This is a genomic window from Streptomyces spororaveus (genome assembly GCF_016755875.1).
In the GTDB taxonomy this organism is placed as follows: Bacteria; Actinomycetota; Actinomycetes; order Streptomycetales; family Streptomycetaceae; genus Streptomyces; species Streptomyces spororaveus.
Genome location: NZ_BNED01000005.1, coordinates 7,541,141 through 7,555,919 on the forward strand (window position 1 = coordinate 7,541,141; position 14,779 = coordinate 7,555,919).

The 14,779-nt window shown below is 73.4% G+C and carries 13 protein-coding genes; 5 read left to right on the plus strand and 8 right to left on the minus strand.

The window, feature by feature from the left end; genetic code table 11:
- Positions 1 to 27: 27 nt before the first annotated feature.
- The 4 genes from Sspor_RS36435 to Sspor_RS36450 form a co-directional block, all read right to left on the minus strand.
- The gene (locus Sspor_RS36435; protein WP_202202917.1) at positions 28 to 1,413 is read right to left on the minus strand and encodes an MFS transporter; all 1,386 of its coding nucleotides are present in this window, start codon (positions 1,411 to 1,413) and stop codon (positions 28 to 30) included.
- 149 nt (positions 1,414 to 1,562) lie between these two features.
- Complete coding sequence (locus tag Sspor_RS36440; protein ID WP_202202918.1) at positions 1,563 to 1,976, minus strand: ArsR/SmtB family transcription factor; 414 nt, start codon at positions 1,974 to 1,976, stop codon at positions 1,563 to 1,565.
- A 95-nt stretch (positions 1,977 to 2,071) separates the two neighbouring features.
- On the minus strand, positions 2,072 to 2,905 hold the full coding sequence (locus Sspor_RS36445; protein WP_202202919.1) for a CbtA family protein: 834 nt from the start codon (positions 2,903 to 2,905) through the stop codon (positions 2,072 to 2,074).
- Positions 2,906 to 2,917: 12 nt separating this feature from the next.
- Positions 2,918 to 3,145, minus strand: a complete 228-nt coding sequence (locus Sspor_RS36450; protein ID WP_189733983.1) for a CbtB domain-containing protein — start codon at positions 3,143 to 3,145, stop codon at positions 2,918 to 2,920.
- Positions 3,146 to 3,511: 366 nt separating this feature from the next.
- On the opposite strand from Sspor_RS36450, the gene Sspor_RS36455 reads away from it, so the two are divergent.
- On the plus strand, positions 3,512 to 4,819 hold the full coding sequence (locus Sspor_RS36455; protein ID WP_237404184.1) for an MFS transporter: 1,308 nt from the start codon (positions 3,512 to 3,514) through the stop codon (positions 4,817 to 4,819).
- A 62-nt stretch (positions 4,820 to 4,881) separates the two neighbouring features.
- The gene (locus Sspor_RS36460; protein ID WP_202202920.1) at positions 4,882 to 5,517 is read left to right on the plus strand and encodes an alpha-ketoglutarate-dependent dioxygenase AlkB; all 636 of its coding nucleotides are present in this window, start codon (positions 4,882 to 4,884) and stop codon (positions 5,515 to 5,517) included.
- 42 nt (positions 5,518 to 5,559) lie between these two features.
- Here the strand turns inward: Sspor_RS36460 and Sspor_RS36465 are convergent, their stop codons facing one another.
- Together Sspor_RS36465 and Sspor_RS36470 are read right to left on the minus strand one after the other, a co-directional pair.
- Positions 5,560 to 5,856 (minus strand): DUF1232 domain-containing protein, encoded by a 297-nt coding sequence (locus Sspor_RS36465; RefSeq protein ID WP_202202921.1) that lies wholly within the window; start codon positions 5,854 to 5,856, stop codon positions 5,560 to 5,562.
- Positions 5,857 to 5,911: 55 nt separating this feature from the next.
- Positions 5,912 to 6,376: a MarR family winged helix-turn-helix transcriptional regulator gene (locus tag Sspor_RS36470; RefSeq protein ID WP_202202922.1), complete on the minus strand. Its 465-nt coding sequence runs from the start codon at positions 6,374 to 6,376 to the stop codon at positions 5,912 to 5,914.
- 122 nt (positions 6,377 to 6,498) lie between these two features.
- On the opposite strand from Sspor_RS36470, the gene Sspor_RS36475 reads away from it, so the two are divergent.
- Entirely contained in the window at positions 6,499 to 7,062 is a 564-nt protein-coding gene (locus tag Sspor_RS36475; protein WP_202202923.1) for a DoxX family protein, read from the plus strand.
- 73 nt (positions 7,063 to 7,135) lie between these two features.
- Here Sspor_RS36475 and Sspor_RS36480 read toward each other — a convergent pair whose 3' ends face one another.
- Positions 7,136 to 7,771: a VOC family protein gene (locus tag Sspor_RS36480; RefSeq protein WP_202202924.1), complete on the minus strand. Its 636-nt coding sequence runs from the start codon at positions 7,769 to 7,771 to the stop codon at positions 7,136 to 7,138.
- Positions 7,772 to 8,048: 277 nt separating this feature from the next.
- On the opposite strand from Sspor_RS36480, the gene Sspor_RS41205 reads away from it, so the two are divergent.
- Both Sspor_RS41205 and Sspor_RS36490 read left to right on the plus strand, forming a co-directional pair.
- Positions 8,049 to 10,604, plus strand: coding sequence for a galactose oxidase family protein (locus tag Sspor_RS41205; protein WP_272934858.1), 2,556 nt, complete (start codon positions 8,049 to 8,051; stop codon positions 10,602 to 10,604).
- Positions 10,605 to 10,664: 60 nt separating this feature from the next.
- Complete coding sequence (locus Sspor_RS36490) at positions 10,665 to 12,449, plus strand: glycoside hydrolase family 15 protein (RefSeq protein WP_202202925.1); 1,785 nt, start codon at positions 10,665 to 10,667, stop codon at positions 12,447 to 12,449.
- Between the two features lie 15 nt (positions 12,450 to 12,464).
- Here Sspor_RS36490 and Sspor_RS36495 read toward each other — a convergent pair whose 3' ends face one another.
- Complete coding sequence (locus tag Sspor_RS36495; RefSeq protein ID WP_237404440.1) at positions 12,465 to 14,690, minus strand: SpoIIE family protein phosphatase; 2,226 nt, start codon at positions 14,688 to 14,690, stop codon at positions 12,465 to 12,467.
- Positions 14,691 to 14,779: the final 89 nt, after the last annotated feature.

Here is a 14,779-nt window from a genome sequence, read left to right on the forward strand (position 1 = left end):
CCCCCGATCTGTGAAGGGAGTGAGTGGTCATCGCGGTGATCGTAACGCTCCCCGGTACGACCGGCCAGGCCTTTTCCCGGGCCAGCGGTGGTGGTGCCGGTCGATGACGTAGTGGTGCCCGTGCCGCCAACCGCCCGTGGCCGGGCGGGCGTCGGCGAGGTGCGGGTGACCGGGCGGCAGGTCCGGGTGCACGTGTTCCAGCCGGTACGGGTCCCGGGCCGGCCAGATCACCGCCGCGGCCGTGGCGGCGCTCAGGGCGACGACGGCCAGGACGAGCACGGTCAGCGGCAGCCCCGCCCCCGCGGCGAGCCACCCGGCCAGCGGGTAGGTGAGCAGCCAGCAGCCGTGGGAGAGGGAGAAGCGGGCGGCGAACGCGGCGGGCAGGTCCGCGTCGGCGGTGGAGCGGCGGATCACCCGGCCCCCCGGGGTCAGGACGGCGGAGCAGGCGGCGCCGATCGCGGCCCAGACGGCCAGCAGCGCCGGCCAGGACCACGGGCGGGGGCCGGTCGCCGTGAGCGCGGCCCCGGCCGCCAGGGCCACCGGCAGGGAGAAGGCGGCGCGGAGCATCACGGCGCGGTCGGTGGAGCGTTGCAGGAGCCGGGGCAGGAGCAGCGCGGTCGCCATGGATCCGGCGCCGTACGCCCCGAGGGCGAGCGGGACGGCACCGGCCGGGCGGTCGAGGTGGCCGCGTACCAGGGAGACGGTGTCGACGAGGACGACGGCTCCGGCCGCGGCGACCGCGAGGTCCAGCGCGAGGAGGGCCCGCAGGCGGGGCGTGGCCCGGAAGAGGCGGGTGCCGAAGACGGCCCTGGTGCGCAGTCCGCCGGTCCGCTCGACCGGGGCGGGCCGGGGCAGGGCCGTGGCGAGGATGAGCGCGGCGGAGGCGAGGAAGCCGAGGGCCGTGCCGGCGAACAGCCAGTCGTAGGAGACCAGGCTCAGCAGGGCCGTGGCCAGGACGGGGCTGAAGAGGCTCTCCAGGTCGTAGGCGAGCCGGGACATCGACAGGGCCCGGGTGTAGTCGCGTTCGGCGGGCAGGATCTCGGGGAGCGTGGCCTGGAAGGTCGGTGTGAAGGCCGCCGACGCCGCCTGGAGCAGGAAGACCAGGAGATGGATCTGCCAGATCTCGGTGACGAACGGAAGGGCCGCCGCCGTACCGGCGCGGGTCAGGTCCATGGCGGTCATCAGCACCCGGCGGGGAATCCGGTCGGCGAGCGCACCGATCACCGGGGCGATGGTGACGTAGGCGATCATCTTGATCGCGAGGGCGGTGCCGAGGACCGCCGAGGCGCGCGCGCCCGCGAGTTCGTAGGCGAGCAGGCTCAGTGCGACGGTGGCGAGGCCGGTCCCGGCCAGAGCGATGACCTGGGCGGTGAACAGGCGGCGATAGGGGCCGTTGCGCAGTACGGACAGCACGGTCGTCCCCGTCCGGGTCGGCGGATCGATGACAGCACGTCGGATTCAGCGTAATCAACATGTGCGCACCTGTGCACCTGTTGTGCGCCGTTCCGGGCCTGCGCCGCCGGGGTGCGGCCGGCGGCCGCCGGCGGCTCCGGGCGGCGCGGTCAGTCGTGCGGCGGGAGGGAACCGAGCTGGTGGTCGGCGGCGTTCAGGGCCTCGTCCACCAGCCGCCGCACATGTCCGTGACCCAGGGCGTAGACGACCCGGCGGCCGTCCTTGCGGGTGGTGACCAGCCCGGCCAGACGGAGCTTGGCGAGGTGCTGACTGACGGAGGGGCGGGCGGCTCCGCACGCCTCGGTGAGGGTGGTGACATCGGCCTCGCCCCGTCCGAGGCGCTCCATGAGCGCCAGGCGGGTGCGGTCGGCGAGCAGGGCGAGCACGGACGCGGCGGCCTCCAGCCGGTCACCGCGCTCCTGCGCGCCCGGTGCGACCCGCGCCACCGGTGCGATCCGGGCGGCGGGAGCGACGCGCGCCGACCGCGCCTCATGTGCTCCTGCCGGATGCCTGCCCGCACTCATGCCCACATCGTAGGGCGCCCGTACGCGCCTGTGCCCGGGCCCCGCCACCCCCACAGGGGGTCGGCGGGGCCCGGGCACAGGCGTCGCGGTCCGCGTCAGCCGAGCGCGGGCGCCTCCTGCTGAGCCGGAGCCTTCACTTCCGCGCCCTCGGCACGCGTGGCCAGGAGCCGCTGGGCGAGCACGCCGAAGACGATGGCGAACACCGTCCACAGCACGAGCTGGACGGCGAGCGAGGCGACCCGGAACTCCCACAGCAGAGCCGCGGGGAATCCGGGCTGGACGGCGTCGCTGTTGTCCGGCAGGAACGCGAACGCCAGGGCGGCGGCGACGATGAAGCCCGCGCCCGCGGTCAGCGTCGCGTTCCAGTTGCCCAGGCGCGGTGCCAGCCGTCGCCCGAGGATGATCGCGCCCACCCCGAGCAGCACGCTGAGCAGGATCATCAGGAAGAACAGCGTGGTGCGCTGCCCGATGGTGTCCGGGTTGCCGACCGCAGGCGGGGTGGCCGGGTACTTCAGGAAGGGCACCAGGTAGACGAGGGCGAAGGCGCCCGCCCCGGTGAGCGCGGCCGTGGCCCGCGGGCTGAACCCGCCGACACGGCCGAGGGCGAACGAGAACGCGAGCGAGGCGATGCCGCCCAGCGCGACCCCGTAGACCAGGACGCCGGTGGCCAGGCCGACGGTCGACTGGACCGGCCGGCTGACGAGCTCTTCCTCCTCGGCGGCCTCGCCCGACGCGGCGTCACCACCGTGCCCGGCGTGAGCGCTCGGGGCGCTCGCGGCGTCCTTGGCGGCTGCGGCCTCCTCCACGGCGATGGAGCCCCGTACCGGCGGCTCACCCACCACGTAGGCGACGGCGAAGGCGAACAGCCCTGCGATCAGGCCCGCGAGCATGCCGCGGACCAGAAGTCCTCTGACAGTAGAGGCGTACATGTACGTGGCCTCTCAGTGGCAGGGGAAGCCGAGCAGGTGACGGCCGTCGTGCACCCACTCGTGCACGCCTTCACCGGCGAAGACGGCCGTGGCGCCCTGTTCGGCGCCGACGAAGTACAGGGCGACGAGCATCAGGAGACCGACGAACAGAGCCCAGGGCAGCACCGCGCGCACGGGCAGCGGAGCCGACAGGGAGCCGGCGGGGGTGGATACGGCAGCGGAAGCGAGAGCCTCGGCCATGATGGAACCTCCTCGGGGAACAACGCGTCCCATGTGGTGGTGCAGGACGACGGTCCTCGGGTCTGACTCGCCGCGGCGCCATCGTGGAGATGCCGCCGCAGCACACAGTGGCGCGACCATGCCGGATTCTCACCGGGCTTCCGTCTCGCCGTCGTCGCTATGTGGAAATGTCGCCGTGACGCTACCGTGCGCAGCGCCTGCGGCCAAGACCGTGAGTTCCTGATCACACGCCTACGCTGCGGTAACGCGGGCCAGGCGTGACCCACGGGGCGCGAGATGTCCGTCAACTGGACCGGCAGACTGCTAAAATGACCTCGTCGGCCTTCGGTGACCGTGCCCCCGTGCACGTGCCCGGAGGCTTTTTTCATGCCTTCGTACCGGTCCACCCACCCCGCCGCGTCTCCCGATCCCGCCACCACCGGCTACCGCGCCCTGCTCCGCAACAAGGAGTTCGGCGGCCTCTACTTCAGCTTCACCCTCACTGTCGCCGCGAGTACTTTGTCCGGCTTCGCGCTCGGCACCCTGGTCGACCACCGCACCGGCTCCCCGTTCCTGACGGCCGTGAGCATGTACGGCGCCACCTTCGCGACGGTGCTCGGCGCGCTGACGCTGATGTCCGTCGCGGACGGGAAACGGCCCCGCCGGACCCTCCTGCTGCTCCAACTCGTCGCGCTGGCGGGCGTCGCCGCCCAGGCGATCCCGGGGCTGCCGCTCGCGGCCCGGTTCGCCCTGCTGCTGACGCTGGGCTTCTTCCAGTCCCTCGGCACCGGAACACGGCTGGGTCTGCTCGCCGAAGTCGTGCCCGCCTCCGCCTACGCGCCCGCCCGTTCGCTGATGAGCATCACCTCAAGCGGCACGGTGATCGTCGGCTACGCCGTCGGCGCCGTACTGCTGCACCACCTGAGCCCGTACGGGGTCTTCGTCGTCTCCGCGGCCCTGACCGCCCTCGGGTCGGCCGTGGTGGCCGCCACCGTCCGGGAACACTCGATCCGGCTCACCCGCCGGCCCGGGCTGCGCCGGACCCGGGCGGCGAACGCCGAGCTGTTCGCCCACCCCGGCCGCCGGATGCTGCTGCTGAACCTGTGGGTCCCGAACGGCCTGATCGTCGGCTGCGAGGCGCTGTTCCTCTCCTACGACCCCGGCCGGGCGGGCACCTTGCTCGCCGCCGCCTCGGGGGGCATGCTCCTCGGGGACCTGACCGTCGGCCGGCTGCTCACCGCCGAGCGGCGCCGCCGCCTCGCCTTCCCCCTGCGGCTGCTGCTCGCCGCCCCCTTCCTGCTGTTCGCCGTCCATCCGCCCGTCGCGGTCGCGGCCGTCGCGGTGTTCCTCGCCGCCGTCGGGTTCGCGGCCACCCTGCCCCTCCAGGAGGAGCTCCTCGAACAGACCCCCGAGGCCGTGCGCGGGCAGGTCCAGGGAGTCGAGTCGGCCGGCCGTATGACCTGGCAGGGCATCGGCGCCGCGATCGCCGGGGGCCTCGCCCAGTACGTCGCCCCGGGCACCGCGATCGCCGTCGTCGCGGGGGCCTCCGTGGCCGTCACCCTGCTGTACCGGCCGTCGCGCCGGACGGGGCGGGGCGACGGCGAGGAGTCGGTCGCCCGGTTCGGCCGCTTCCCGCTGCGCCACGACGACCAGGGGACGCCCTTCGGCGTTCACCAGCCACCGCCCGGCGGGTGATGCGGCACGCGCCCACCGCCGTATTCGTGCACATGTTCGATCGATGGGGTTAGGGTGGAGACATGCGCGCAGTCCAGGGCCTTCAGGGTTCCCTCTTCGACCAGGGTGACGAGATCCGGCTCGGCCCCCTCGGCGGCCTGCGGCGCACCGAGCTCGGTGCCGGCGCCTGGGTCGACCACCTGCCCGGCTGGCTGAGCGGCGCCGACACGCTCTTCGAACGGCTGGCCGCCGACGTGCCCTGGCGTGCCGAGCGGCGGCAGATGTACGAGCGCGAGGTGGAAGTCCCCCGGCTGCTCGCCTTCTACGCCGCGGACGAACCGCTGCCCCACCCCTCGCTCACGGCCGCCCGCGAGGCGCTGACCGGCCACTACGCCACCGAGCTCGGCGAGCCCTTCACCACCGCCGGCCTGTGCCTGTACCGCGACGGCCATGACAGCGTCGCCTGGCACGGGGACCGGACCGGCCGCTCGTCGACCGAGGACACGATGGTGGCCATCGTCTCCGTCGGTGACCCGCGGGACCTCGTATTCCGTCCTCGCGACGGCGGGGCCACCCTGCTGCGGCTGCCCCTGGGGCACGGCGACCTCGTCGTCATGGGCGGCTCCTGCCAGCGGACCATGGAGCACGCCGTACCCAAGTCGGCACGCGCCGTCGGCCCCCGCATCAGCATCCAGTTCCGGCCCCACGGCGTCCGCTGATCACGCGGTCGCTGCATGGGCGGTCCGGGCGGCCCGGGCGGCTCAAGCGGCGGCGCCGGGCTCCTTCGTGGCCCCGACGGCCCCGGCGGCCGCGTGCAGCGAACGCAGTGCCAGCAGCAGGAGCCCGATGTCGTCCAGGTACACCGGGTCCGGAATCAGGTCCACCGGCGAGACGGTGTAGGCGACGGCCACCCAGAACAGGGCCTTGTCGCGCAGCGGGATGCCCGCGTCGAGCAGCAGCCGCCGGGCCGCGAAGACCCGTACCAGCAGCACGGCCGCGGCGATCGCGAGTCCCACCGCGACCACCGTGCCCAAAACGAGCCAGACCTTTCCGTCCATGGCGGCCCTATACCCCGAAAACGGTCCGTGCTACCGCGGCGGTGGCCGGATCCGTTCAGGCGCCCTCTCCGCGCAGCCGGCGGCCGACCTCGCCCAGCCCGTCGGCGAGCGCATCGAGCTGCCCGGGGGTGAGGACGTCGACGAGGATCTCCCGGACCGTCGCCACGTGCCCCGGCGCGGCCTCCTCCAGCTTGGCGTGGCCGGCGTCGGTCAGGACGGCGAAGACCCCGCGCACGTCGGAGGGGCAGCTGCGGCGGCGGACCAGGCCGGCCTTCTCCATCTGGGTGACCTGGTAGGTCAGCCCGCTCTTGGAATTGATCAGACCGTTGGCGAGCTCGGTCATCCGCAGCTCGCGCCCGGGCGCCGCGGCGAGGCGTACGAGGATCTCGTACTGGGGGTGTGAGAGCCCGGCGTCGTCCTTGAGCTGTTGGTCGAGACGGCGGTTCACCAGGGCCGATGCGGCGAGGAAGCCGCTCCAGGCGCGCATCTCGCGGTCGTCCAGCCATCTCGGTTCAGCCATGGCCCCAGACTACACGGGTTGTTCCAATTTGAATCAATGGTTAGGGTCGGGGCCTAGCGGTTCGAATTTGAACAACTCTCCTGCCTCCCCACCGAGCCGCCCGACCGGAAGGACCCCCCTCGATGACCAGCCCCTCCGCCACCGCGACGAAGCCGCAGGCTGCCGCACCGGCCGCCGGCCCCGAGCGCACCGCCCTCTCCACCCCGGGTCACGACACCGGCCTGCTCCTCCTGCGCCTGGTCCTCGGTCTGACCATGGCGGCGCACGGCTCGCAGAAGCTCTTCGGCTGGTTCGGAGGCGGCGGGATCAGCGGCACCGGCCAGTTCTTCACCGCCAGCGGCTACCCCGCGGGTGATGCCATGGCGGTCCTCGCCGGCCTCACCGAGACCCTCGGCGGGCTCGGCCTCGTCCTCGGACTGCTCACCCCGCTCGCCGGGGCAGCCGTCGTCGGCACCCTGATCAACGCGATCGCCGTCCACGGCACCGGCGCCTTCTTCGCCCCGAAGGGCATCGAGTACGAGCTGCTGCTGACCGCGGGCGCCGCGGCCCTCGCCCTCACCGGCCCCGGCCGGTACGCCGTCGACCGCTTCCTCCCCGTCCTGCGCGGCCACCGCCTCGCGCACGGCGCCCTCGCCGTCACCCTCGGCGTGGTCCTCGCCGCCGTGCTGCTCCTCGTACGCGACTAGGTTCTGCCCCGAAGAGGCACGCGCCGGCCGGGAGACCCCGGCCGGATGCTCACGCGGGGCGGTCGGGCCCTGGTCAGATCGTGACCGGGCCGTGGGCGGTGGCGAACTCGACCGCGACCAAGCCCGGTTCCTCATCCTCGACCCAGGTGACGTCGATCTGGTCGAGGGGGTGGTCGGCCGGTTCGCCGAGGAATTCGGCGATGGAGGCGGCGTCGCCGGCGATGGAGACGCCGTGGATAGTGGTGGGGGTGCGCGGGTCGGCGCTCGGGCGCTCCTCGACGGGGACCGACCACTGGAGGAAGTAAGGCAGTTGCGGGTCCTCCAGCAGTTCGAGCACGCCGATCTGCTTCCACCTCAGGTCGAACCCGTCGGGGCGGACACGGTGGCCCTCGGCCGCGGTGCGGCCGAGGCGGGCCTCGACCGGGGCGATGTCGTCGACGGAGACCACCCAGCCGAGCCAGCCGCCGCCCTCGGCGGCGCGGCGCGCGACCGCCTGGCCGAAGGGTGCGCGGTCGGCGGCGGGGTGGTCGAGGGTGGTGACGACCTCGACGTAGGTGCCGCCGCTCAGCGGGAGGATGAAATTACGGGTGCCGAACCGCGGGTGCACGCCCCCGTCGACGAACCCGGCTCCGAGGGCCGATCCGATCCACTGGACGGTCGAGACGAAGCTGTCGCGGGCCACCGCATAGGACACGTGATCAAGTCTCACCGCGCCATCATCACCCGGCGACCCGCACAAATCCCGACGCCACGCCCGCCGCCCGGCCGCGTCCGCCGTGGACCAGCCGTGGAACGGATCGGTCACCGCCGTCCCGGCGGGGGAGGCCCGGCCGAAACCGGTCAGCGCGCTGCCGCCTCGTCGAAGCCCACGACCCGCTCGATCGGCCCTTGCGAGGATTTGCGCCAACTCTCTTTGACTCCAGGCGAGTTCATGTGCCGCTCACCTATGTTCTTCGGGGCACACCGGCTCGCCCCAGGAGGTCAGATTGCAGTCCAGGCGCTTCCTCGCCTTTCACCGCGCGATACGCCGCTCCCACCTGCTCATCGCTTTCGGCCTCGGCTCGCTGCTGATCGGCCTGACCCCCTGGATCGGGGTCACGAGCACGGCGGCGGCCGGTCGCGCCCCGGCTCCCCGTCCCGGATCCGTGCCGGTCGGCCAGGAGACGGCGAAACAGTCACCGCACCACGGCATCGCCCCGGCGAACGCGATGGAGCCGATGGCTCCGACCCTCGACCGGGCCGGATGGACGGCCACGGCCGGCGACGAGGAGACGGGCCGCGAGAACGGCCGCGCGGCCAACGTCCTCGACGGGAACACCGCCACCATCTGGCACAGCAAGTGGGCTCCCGCCCCCACCCCGCTGCCGCACGTCATCACCATCGACATGCACCGCACGGAGGTCGTCTCCGCCCTCGTCTACCGGCCCCGCGCCGACGGGGCCAACGGGCGCGTCGGTGAGTACAGCATCAGCCTCAGCACCGACGGGCTGAACTGGGCGACCCCGGTCGCCACCGGCACGCTCGCGGACGACGCCAGTCCCAAGACCCTCGGATTCGCCCCCCAGGGCGCCCGGTTCGTCCGGCTGACCGCGACCAGCGAGGCCGGCGGCCGCGGACCCTGGTCCTCCGCCTCCGAGATCGACCTGCTCGGCGACCCCGGCACCCCTGCGGCCACCGTCGACCTGTCCCGCGCCGGATGGACGGCCGCGGCGAGCGACGAGGAGACGGGCAGCGAGAACGGCCGCGCGGCCAACGTCCTCGACGGCAACGACAGGACCATCTGGCACAGCAAGTGGGCGCCGACCGCCACCCCGCTGCCGCACAGCATCACCATCGACATGCACCGCACCGAGGCCGTCTCCGCCCTCGTCTACCATCCCCGCCCCGACGGCCCCAACGGACGCGCGGGCGCGTACACCATCGCCACCAGCACCGACGGCGTCACCTTCGGCACGGCGGTGGCCGCGGGCACCTGGCGGGACGACGGCACCGTCAAGACCGCGACCTTCACGCGCGCCGTGTCCGCCCGCTACGTCCGGCTGACCGCGACGAGCGAGGCCGGCGGCCGCGGGCCGTGGACCTCCGCGGGCGAGATCCGCCTGAGCGGTCCGGCCAACCCGGCCGTCCACGGCTCCTGGGGCCGGGTCACCGGCTTCCCGCTGGTGCCGGTGGCCACCGCCGCCCTGCCCGGCGACAAGCTGCTGGCCTGGTCCGCGTACGCCGTCGACCGCTTCGGCGGCAGCAACGGCTACACGCAGACCGCGATCCTGGACCTGAAGACGGGCAAGGTCACCCAGCGCCGCATCGACAACACCGGACACGACATGTTCTGTCCCGGCATCGCCATGCTGGCCGACGGCCGGGTCCTGGTCACCGGCGGCAGCAACGCGGAGAAGGCGAGCATCTACGACCCGGCCACCGACAGCTGGTCCGCCACCGCGAGCATGAACATCGCCCGCGGGTACCAGGCCATGACCCTGCTCTCCACCGGCGAGGCCTTCGTCCTCGGCGGATCCTGGAGCGGACCGGCGGGCACCGACAAGGCCGGCGAGGTCTGGTCCCCGGACACCCGCACCTGGCGCAGCCTGCCCGGCGTCCCCGCCGCCCCGGCGCTCACGGCCGACCCGGCCGGCCCCTACCGCGCCGACAACCACATGTGGCTGCACGCCACTTCGGGCGGCAAGGTACTGCAGCTGGGCCCGAGCAAGCAGATGAACTGGATCACCACCGGCGGGCAGGGCGGCATCACCTCAGCCGGCCCCCGGGCCGACAGCCAGGACGCCATGACCGGCAACGCCGTCGCCTACGACATCGGCAAACTGCTCACCCTGGGCGGCTCGCCCGCCTACCAGGACACCCCCGCCACCCAGCGCGCCTACACCGTGGGCATCTCGGGCAGCCAGGTGCAGGCCGCCCGCACGGGCGACATGGCGCACGCCCGCGCCTTCGGCAACAGCGTGGTCCTGCCCGACGGAAAGGTGGCCGTCTTCGGCGGTCAGGCCTATCCGGTGCCGTTCAGCGACGCCACCTCCGTCCTGACCCCCGAACTGTGGGACCCGGCGACCGGCGCCTTCACCCCGCTCGCCACCATGGCCGTCCCGCGCAACTACCACAGCGTGGCCAACCTGCTGCCGGACGGCCGGATCTTCTCCGGCGGCGGCGGTCTGTGCGGCGACTGCGCGACCAACCACGCCGACGGTGCGATCTTCACGCCGCCGTACCTGCTCAATGCGGACGGTTCCCCGAAGCCGCGGCCCGCCATCACCGCGGGCGTGCCTCCCCGGGCGGCGCCCGGCGCCTCGCTCACGGTGAGCACCCAGGGCTCGGTGGCGTCCTTCGTCCTGATGCGGGCCGCCGCCGCGACCCACTCCACCGACAACGACCAGCGCCGGGTTCCCGTGGTGTCCACGGCCGCCGGAGGCGGCACGTACCACGTGTCCGTCCCCGCCGACACCGGTGTGGTCCTGCCGGGGACCTACATGCTCTTCGCCCTCGACGCCCAGGGCGTACCGAGCATCGGCCAGTTCGTCACGATCTCCTGATCGGATCCTGCCCGGGGCCTGCCCTGATTGGCCCCGGGCATTCAGGGGAATAGCGCACAAATGACACAACCCATCGAAGACTACGCACTCATCGGCGACCTGATGACCAGCGCGCTGGTCGGCCGTGACGGGTCCATCGACTGGCTGTGCCTGCCGCGCTTCGACTCGGCGGCCTGCTTCGCCAAGCTCCTCGGCGAAGAGGACAACGGCCACTGGCGTGTCGCACCTCTCGACGCCGCCGACGGCGAGCCCTGCACCCGCCGTGCCTACATCGACGGCTCACTGATCCTGGAGTCGTACTGGGAGACCGAGACCGGGACCGTCAAAGTCACCGACTTCATGCCCCAGCGCGAGGTCGCCCCCGACGTCATCCGCATCGTCGAGGGCATCAGCGGCACGGTCCGGATGCGCAGCACGCTGCGCCTGCGCTTCGACTACGGTCACGTCGTGCCCTGGGTGCGCCGCAGCGACGGCGACCGGGTCGCCGTCGCCGGCCCCGACTCCGCCTGGTTCCGCAGCGAACCCCCGGTCCGCACCTGGGGCGAGGCGAACAGCACCTGCTCCCAGTTCCCGGTCACCGCCGGCCGCCGCGTCGCCTTCGTCCTGACCTGGCACCCCTCGCACCAGCCGCGCCCCGAGCCCTGCGACCCCTTCGACGCGCTGGACCAGAGCCTCGCGGACTGGGCGGAATGGACCTCGCAATGCCGCTACGAGGGCCCCTACCAGGAGGCGGTCACCCGCTCCCTGATCACCCTCAAGGCCCTCACCTACGCCCCGACCGGCGGCATCGCCGCCGCGGCCACCACCTCCCTCCCCGAGGAACTCGGCGGCGTCCGCAACTGGGACTACCGCTACTGCTGGCTCCGCGACTCCACCCTCACCCTCGGCTCGCTGCTGTCCACCGGCTTCCTCGACGAGGCCCGCGCCTGGCGCGAGTGGCTGCTGCGCGCGGTCGCGGGCGACCCCGCCGACCTCCAGATCATGTACGGGATCGGCGGCGAGCGACGGATCCCCGAGAGCGAACTGCCCTGGCTGCGCGGCTACGACGCCTCCGCCCCGGTCCGCGTCGGGAACGCCGCCGTCGACCAGCTCCAGCTCGACGTGTACGGGGAGGTCATCGACTCCCTCTACCTGGCCAGGTCCGCCGGGCTGCCCTCCGAACGCCACGCCTGGCGGATCCAGCTCGCGCTGCTCGACTTCCTCGAACGCAACTGGCACCGGCCCGACGAGGGCCTGTGGGAGGTCCGCGGCCCCCGCCGCCACTTCGTGCACTCCAAGGTGATGGCGTGGGTCGCGGCCGACCGGGCCGTCCGCACCCTGGAGAGCGACCCCTCGCTGGACGGCGAGGTGGAACGCTGGCGGACCATGCGCGACGAGGTGCACCGCGACGTGTGCGCCAACGGCTACGACCCCGAGCGGGGCACCTTCACCCAGTACTACGGCTCCGCGGAGCTCGACGCGGCGACCCTGCTCATCCCCAGGGTCGGCTTCCTGCCGCCCGACGACCCCCGGGTCATCGGCACGGTCGACGCGGTGCGCGCCGAACTCGGCAGCAGCGGACTGGTCCGCCGCTACAGCACCGCGGACTCCACCGTCGACGGACTGCCCGGCGACGAAGGAGCCTTCCTGGCCTGCTCGTTCTGGCTGACCGACGCCCTGCACATGACGGGCCGGCGCAAGGAGGCCCGCGCCCTGTTCGAGCGGCTGCTGACCGTACGCAACGACGTGGGCCTGCTCGCCGAGGAGTACGACCCGCTCGCCGGACGCCAACTGGGCAACTTCCCGCAGGCGTTCAGCCACGTCGGCCTGGTGAACAGCGCGCTCACCCTGGCGAGCCCGGCCTGACCCGCCGGACACCTCCTAGGGGTCCCCGCCGGTACGGCAGGCCAGCAGCAGGGCGATGTCGTCCGGCCGGTCGGCACTGTCGCCCGCCTCGCCGATCAGCCGGTCGGCGGTCTCGGTCAGCGGGGCCGGCCGGGCCGCCTGCAAGGCCCTCCGCAGGCGCTCCACCCCGGCGTCGATGTCGAGGCCCGGCTTCTCCACCAGCCCGTCCGTGTAGAGGGCGAGCACCGACCCCGTCGTCAGCCGCAGCTCCGTGACCGGGTACGAGGCCTCCGGGTCGATGCCGATCACCACCCCGCCCGCCAGGTCCAGCACCTCGGTCCGGCCGTCCGGATGGCGCAGCAGCGGCTGCGGGTGCCCGGCCCGGGCGGCCGTCACGGCGCCCGACGCCGGGTCGAGCAGCATGTAGCAGCAGCTCGCGAACTGGCCCGGATCCAGGTCGATGAGCAGCCGGTTGGTGCCGCTCACCACCTGCTCGGGGGTGCTGCCGCTGAGCGCGAAGGCCCGTACCGCACTGCGCAGCTGGCCCATGGTCGCCGCGGCCGCCACACCGTGGCCCTGGACGTCCCCGATGACCAGGGCCAGCAGGCCGGAGCCCGTCTCGACGACGTCGTACCAGTCGCCGCCGACGTCCATGCCCAGGGTGCCGGGGAGGTAGCGGCCGACGGTGTCCACATGCTCGCGCACCGGCAGCCGGTGGGGCAGCAGGGCCGACTGCAGACCGCGGGCGACCTCCACCTCGCTGTCGTAGCGCCGGGCGCGCGCGAGGGCCTGTGCGATCAGGCCGGCCAGCGCCGTGAGCACCGTACGCTCCTCCGGGCTGAAGCCGCGGGGCGCGTCGAAGCCGAGGATGCACGAGCCGACCGGCCGCCCGGAGGCGATCAGCGGCAGGAAGGCGCGGGCGCCGACATCGGCGTCCAGCGGAATGCCCGGATAGGCGGCGGCCAGGTGCTGCATCGACTCGAAGAACATCGGCCGGCCCGTGGTCAGCGTCTCCACGCCCGGCAGCCGCACATCGAGGGAGACCCCGTCGAACCGGTTGAGGAAGCCCTGGGGGAAACCGGTCTCCCAGGCCAGGTGCAGATGCCGCTCGTCCAGCAGGTAGATGGCCAGCTGGCGGCCGCCGAAGGCGGGCAGCAGCTCCTCGGTGACCACGGCCGACACCTGCCGGGCCGTGATCGCCTCCGTCAGCGCGATGGCGAGGGCCACCGGCCGGTACAGCGCGGAGGCCTCGTCGGCGGACGCGTCGAGACCGGTGGCCGTGTCCATGCCCGGATCCGTGTCCGTGTTCGCGTCCGCGTGCGCCTCCACGGCGGCGTCCGGCCCGCGCCGGGCCCGTGACTCGGGCGCGTAGGCCGGTTTCGCCGAGGTGTTCAGCGTCAGGGTCACGCCGTCCGCCGCGGGGTACAGGTCAACCGACAGCCACTGCCCGGGCGGGTGCCGGCCACGCCGGGCGGAGAAGTGCACCGGCTCGCCGGACATGAAACCGGCCCGGAAGTGGTCCTCGTAGGCGGAATGCCCGAGCCACGGCAGCGCCTCCCACAGCAGCCGCCCCCGCAGACGGGGCCCGTCGAGACCGAGCAGCTCCTCCGCCGCGGTGTTCACGTAGCCGATCCGGCCCTCCCGGTCCAAGGAGATCATCGCCTGTGCGAGCCGGTCCGCGGCCCTGCGGGCGCCCTCGGCCCCGGCCTCGGGCGGCGGCGCCGGCACGCCCACCGGGTCGCCCTCCCACAGCACCGACCCCCCGGCCGCCATGACCGCGGTGAGGTCGGCGGCCAGCCGCTCCGCGGCCAGCCGAAGCCGTTCGCGGTCCGCGGCCCCGACCGGGATCCCCGGGGTCGCCTCGCGCAGCACCACCAGCACGCCGAACCGTTCCGTCCCGGCCGTCACCGGCTCGTACAGCGAGCCGAAGGGGAACGGCAGCCCGGCCATCAGCTGCGGGAAGCGGCTCATGGCCGACTCCGCGTCGGGCAGGTGCACGGCCTGCCCGGAACGGTAGGCCTCGGCGACCGGGTACGGGCGGTACACCTGCATCCGCCACCACGGCCGGAACAGCTGCAGCGGCAGCCCGGTGAACACGGCCATCAGGAGCAGCCCGGTGGTGGGGGAGCGCAGGTAGACGCCGGCCGCGTACCCACCGACGGCCTCCATCGCGTTCACGGCGGCCCGTGCGAGCACCCGGGCCGTCGCATCAGGGGCATCCGTGGTGTCAGAGGCGGCGCCGACGCCGTCCGCTCTCGCCATCACACAGCCAGGATGCGCCTTCGGCCGCGGGCCCTGCATCCCGGCCGGTCGGGGCCCCGCTCCGGCCGATAGGCCGACCGCTTCCCTCG

Coding starts and splice junctions, on each gene's coding strand:
- Sspor_RS36440 (WP_202202918.1), bottom strand. CDS start 1,976: ATGAGTGCGGGCAGGCATCCGGCAGGAGCACATGAGGCGCGGTCGGCG.
- Sspor_RS36445 (WP_202202919.1), bottom strand. CDS start 2,905: ATGTACGCCTCTACTGTCAGAGGACTTCTGGTCCGCGGCATGCTCGCG.
- Sspor_RS36450 (WP_189733983.1), bottom strand. CDS start 3,145: ATGGCCGAGGCTCTCGCTTCCGCTGCCGTATCCACCCCCGCCGGCTCC.
- Sspor_RS36455 (WP_237404184.1), top strand. CDS start 3,512: ATGCCTTCGTACCGGTCCACCCACCCCGCCGCGTCTCCCGATCCCGCC.
- Sspor_RS36460 (WP_202202920.1), top strand. CDS start 4,882: ATGCGCGCAGTCCAGGGCCTTCAGGGTTCCCTCTTCGACCAGGGTGAC.
- Sspor_RS36465 (WP_202202921.1), bottom strand. CDS start 5,856: ATGGACGGAAAGGTCTGGCTCGTTTTGGGCACGGTGGTCGCGGTGGGA.
- Sspor_RS36470 (WP_202202922.1), bottom strand. CDS start 6,376: ATGGCTGAACCGAGATGGCTGGACGACCGCGAGATGCGCGCCTGGAGC.
- Sspor_RS36475 (WP_202202923.1), top strand. CDS start 6,499: ATGACCAGCCCCTCCGCCACCGCGACGAAGCCGCAGGCTGCCGCACCG.
- Sspor_RS36490 (WP_202202925.1), top strand. CDS start 10,665: ATGACACAACCCATCGAAGACTACGCACTCATCGGCGACCTGATGACC.
- Sspor_RS36495 (WP_237404440.1), bottom strand. CDS start 14,690: ATGGCGAGAGCGGACGGCGTCGGCGCCGCCTCTGACACCACGGATGCC.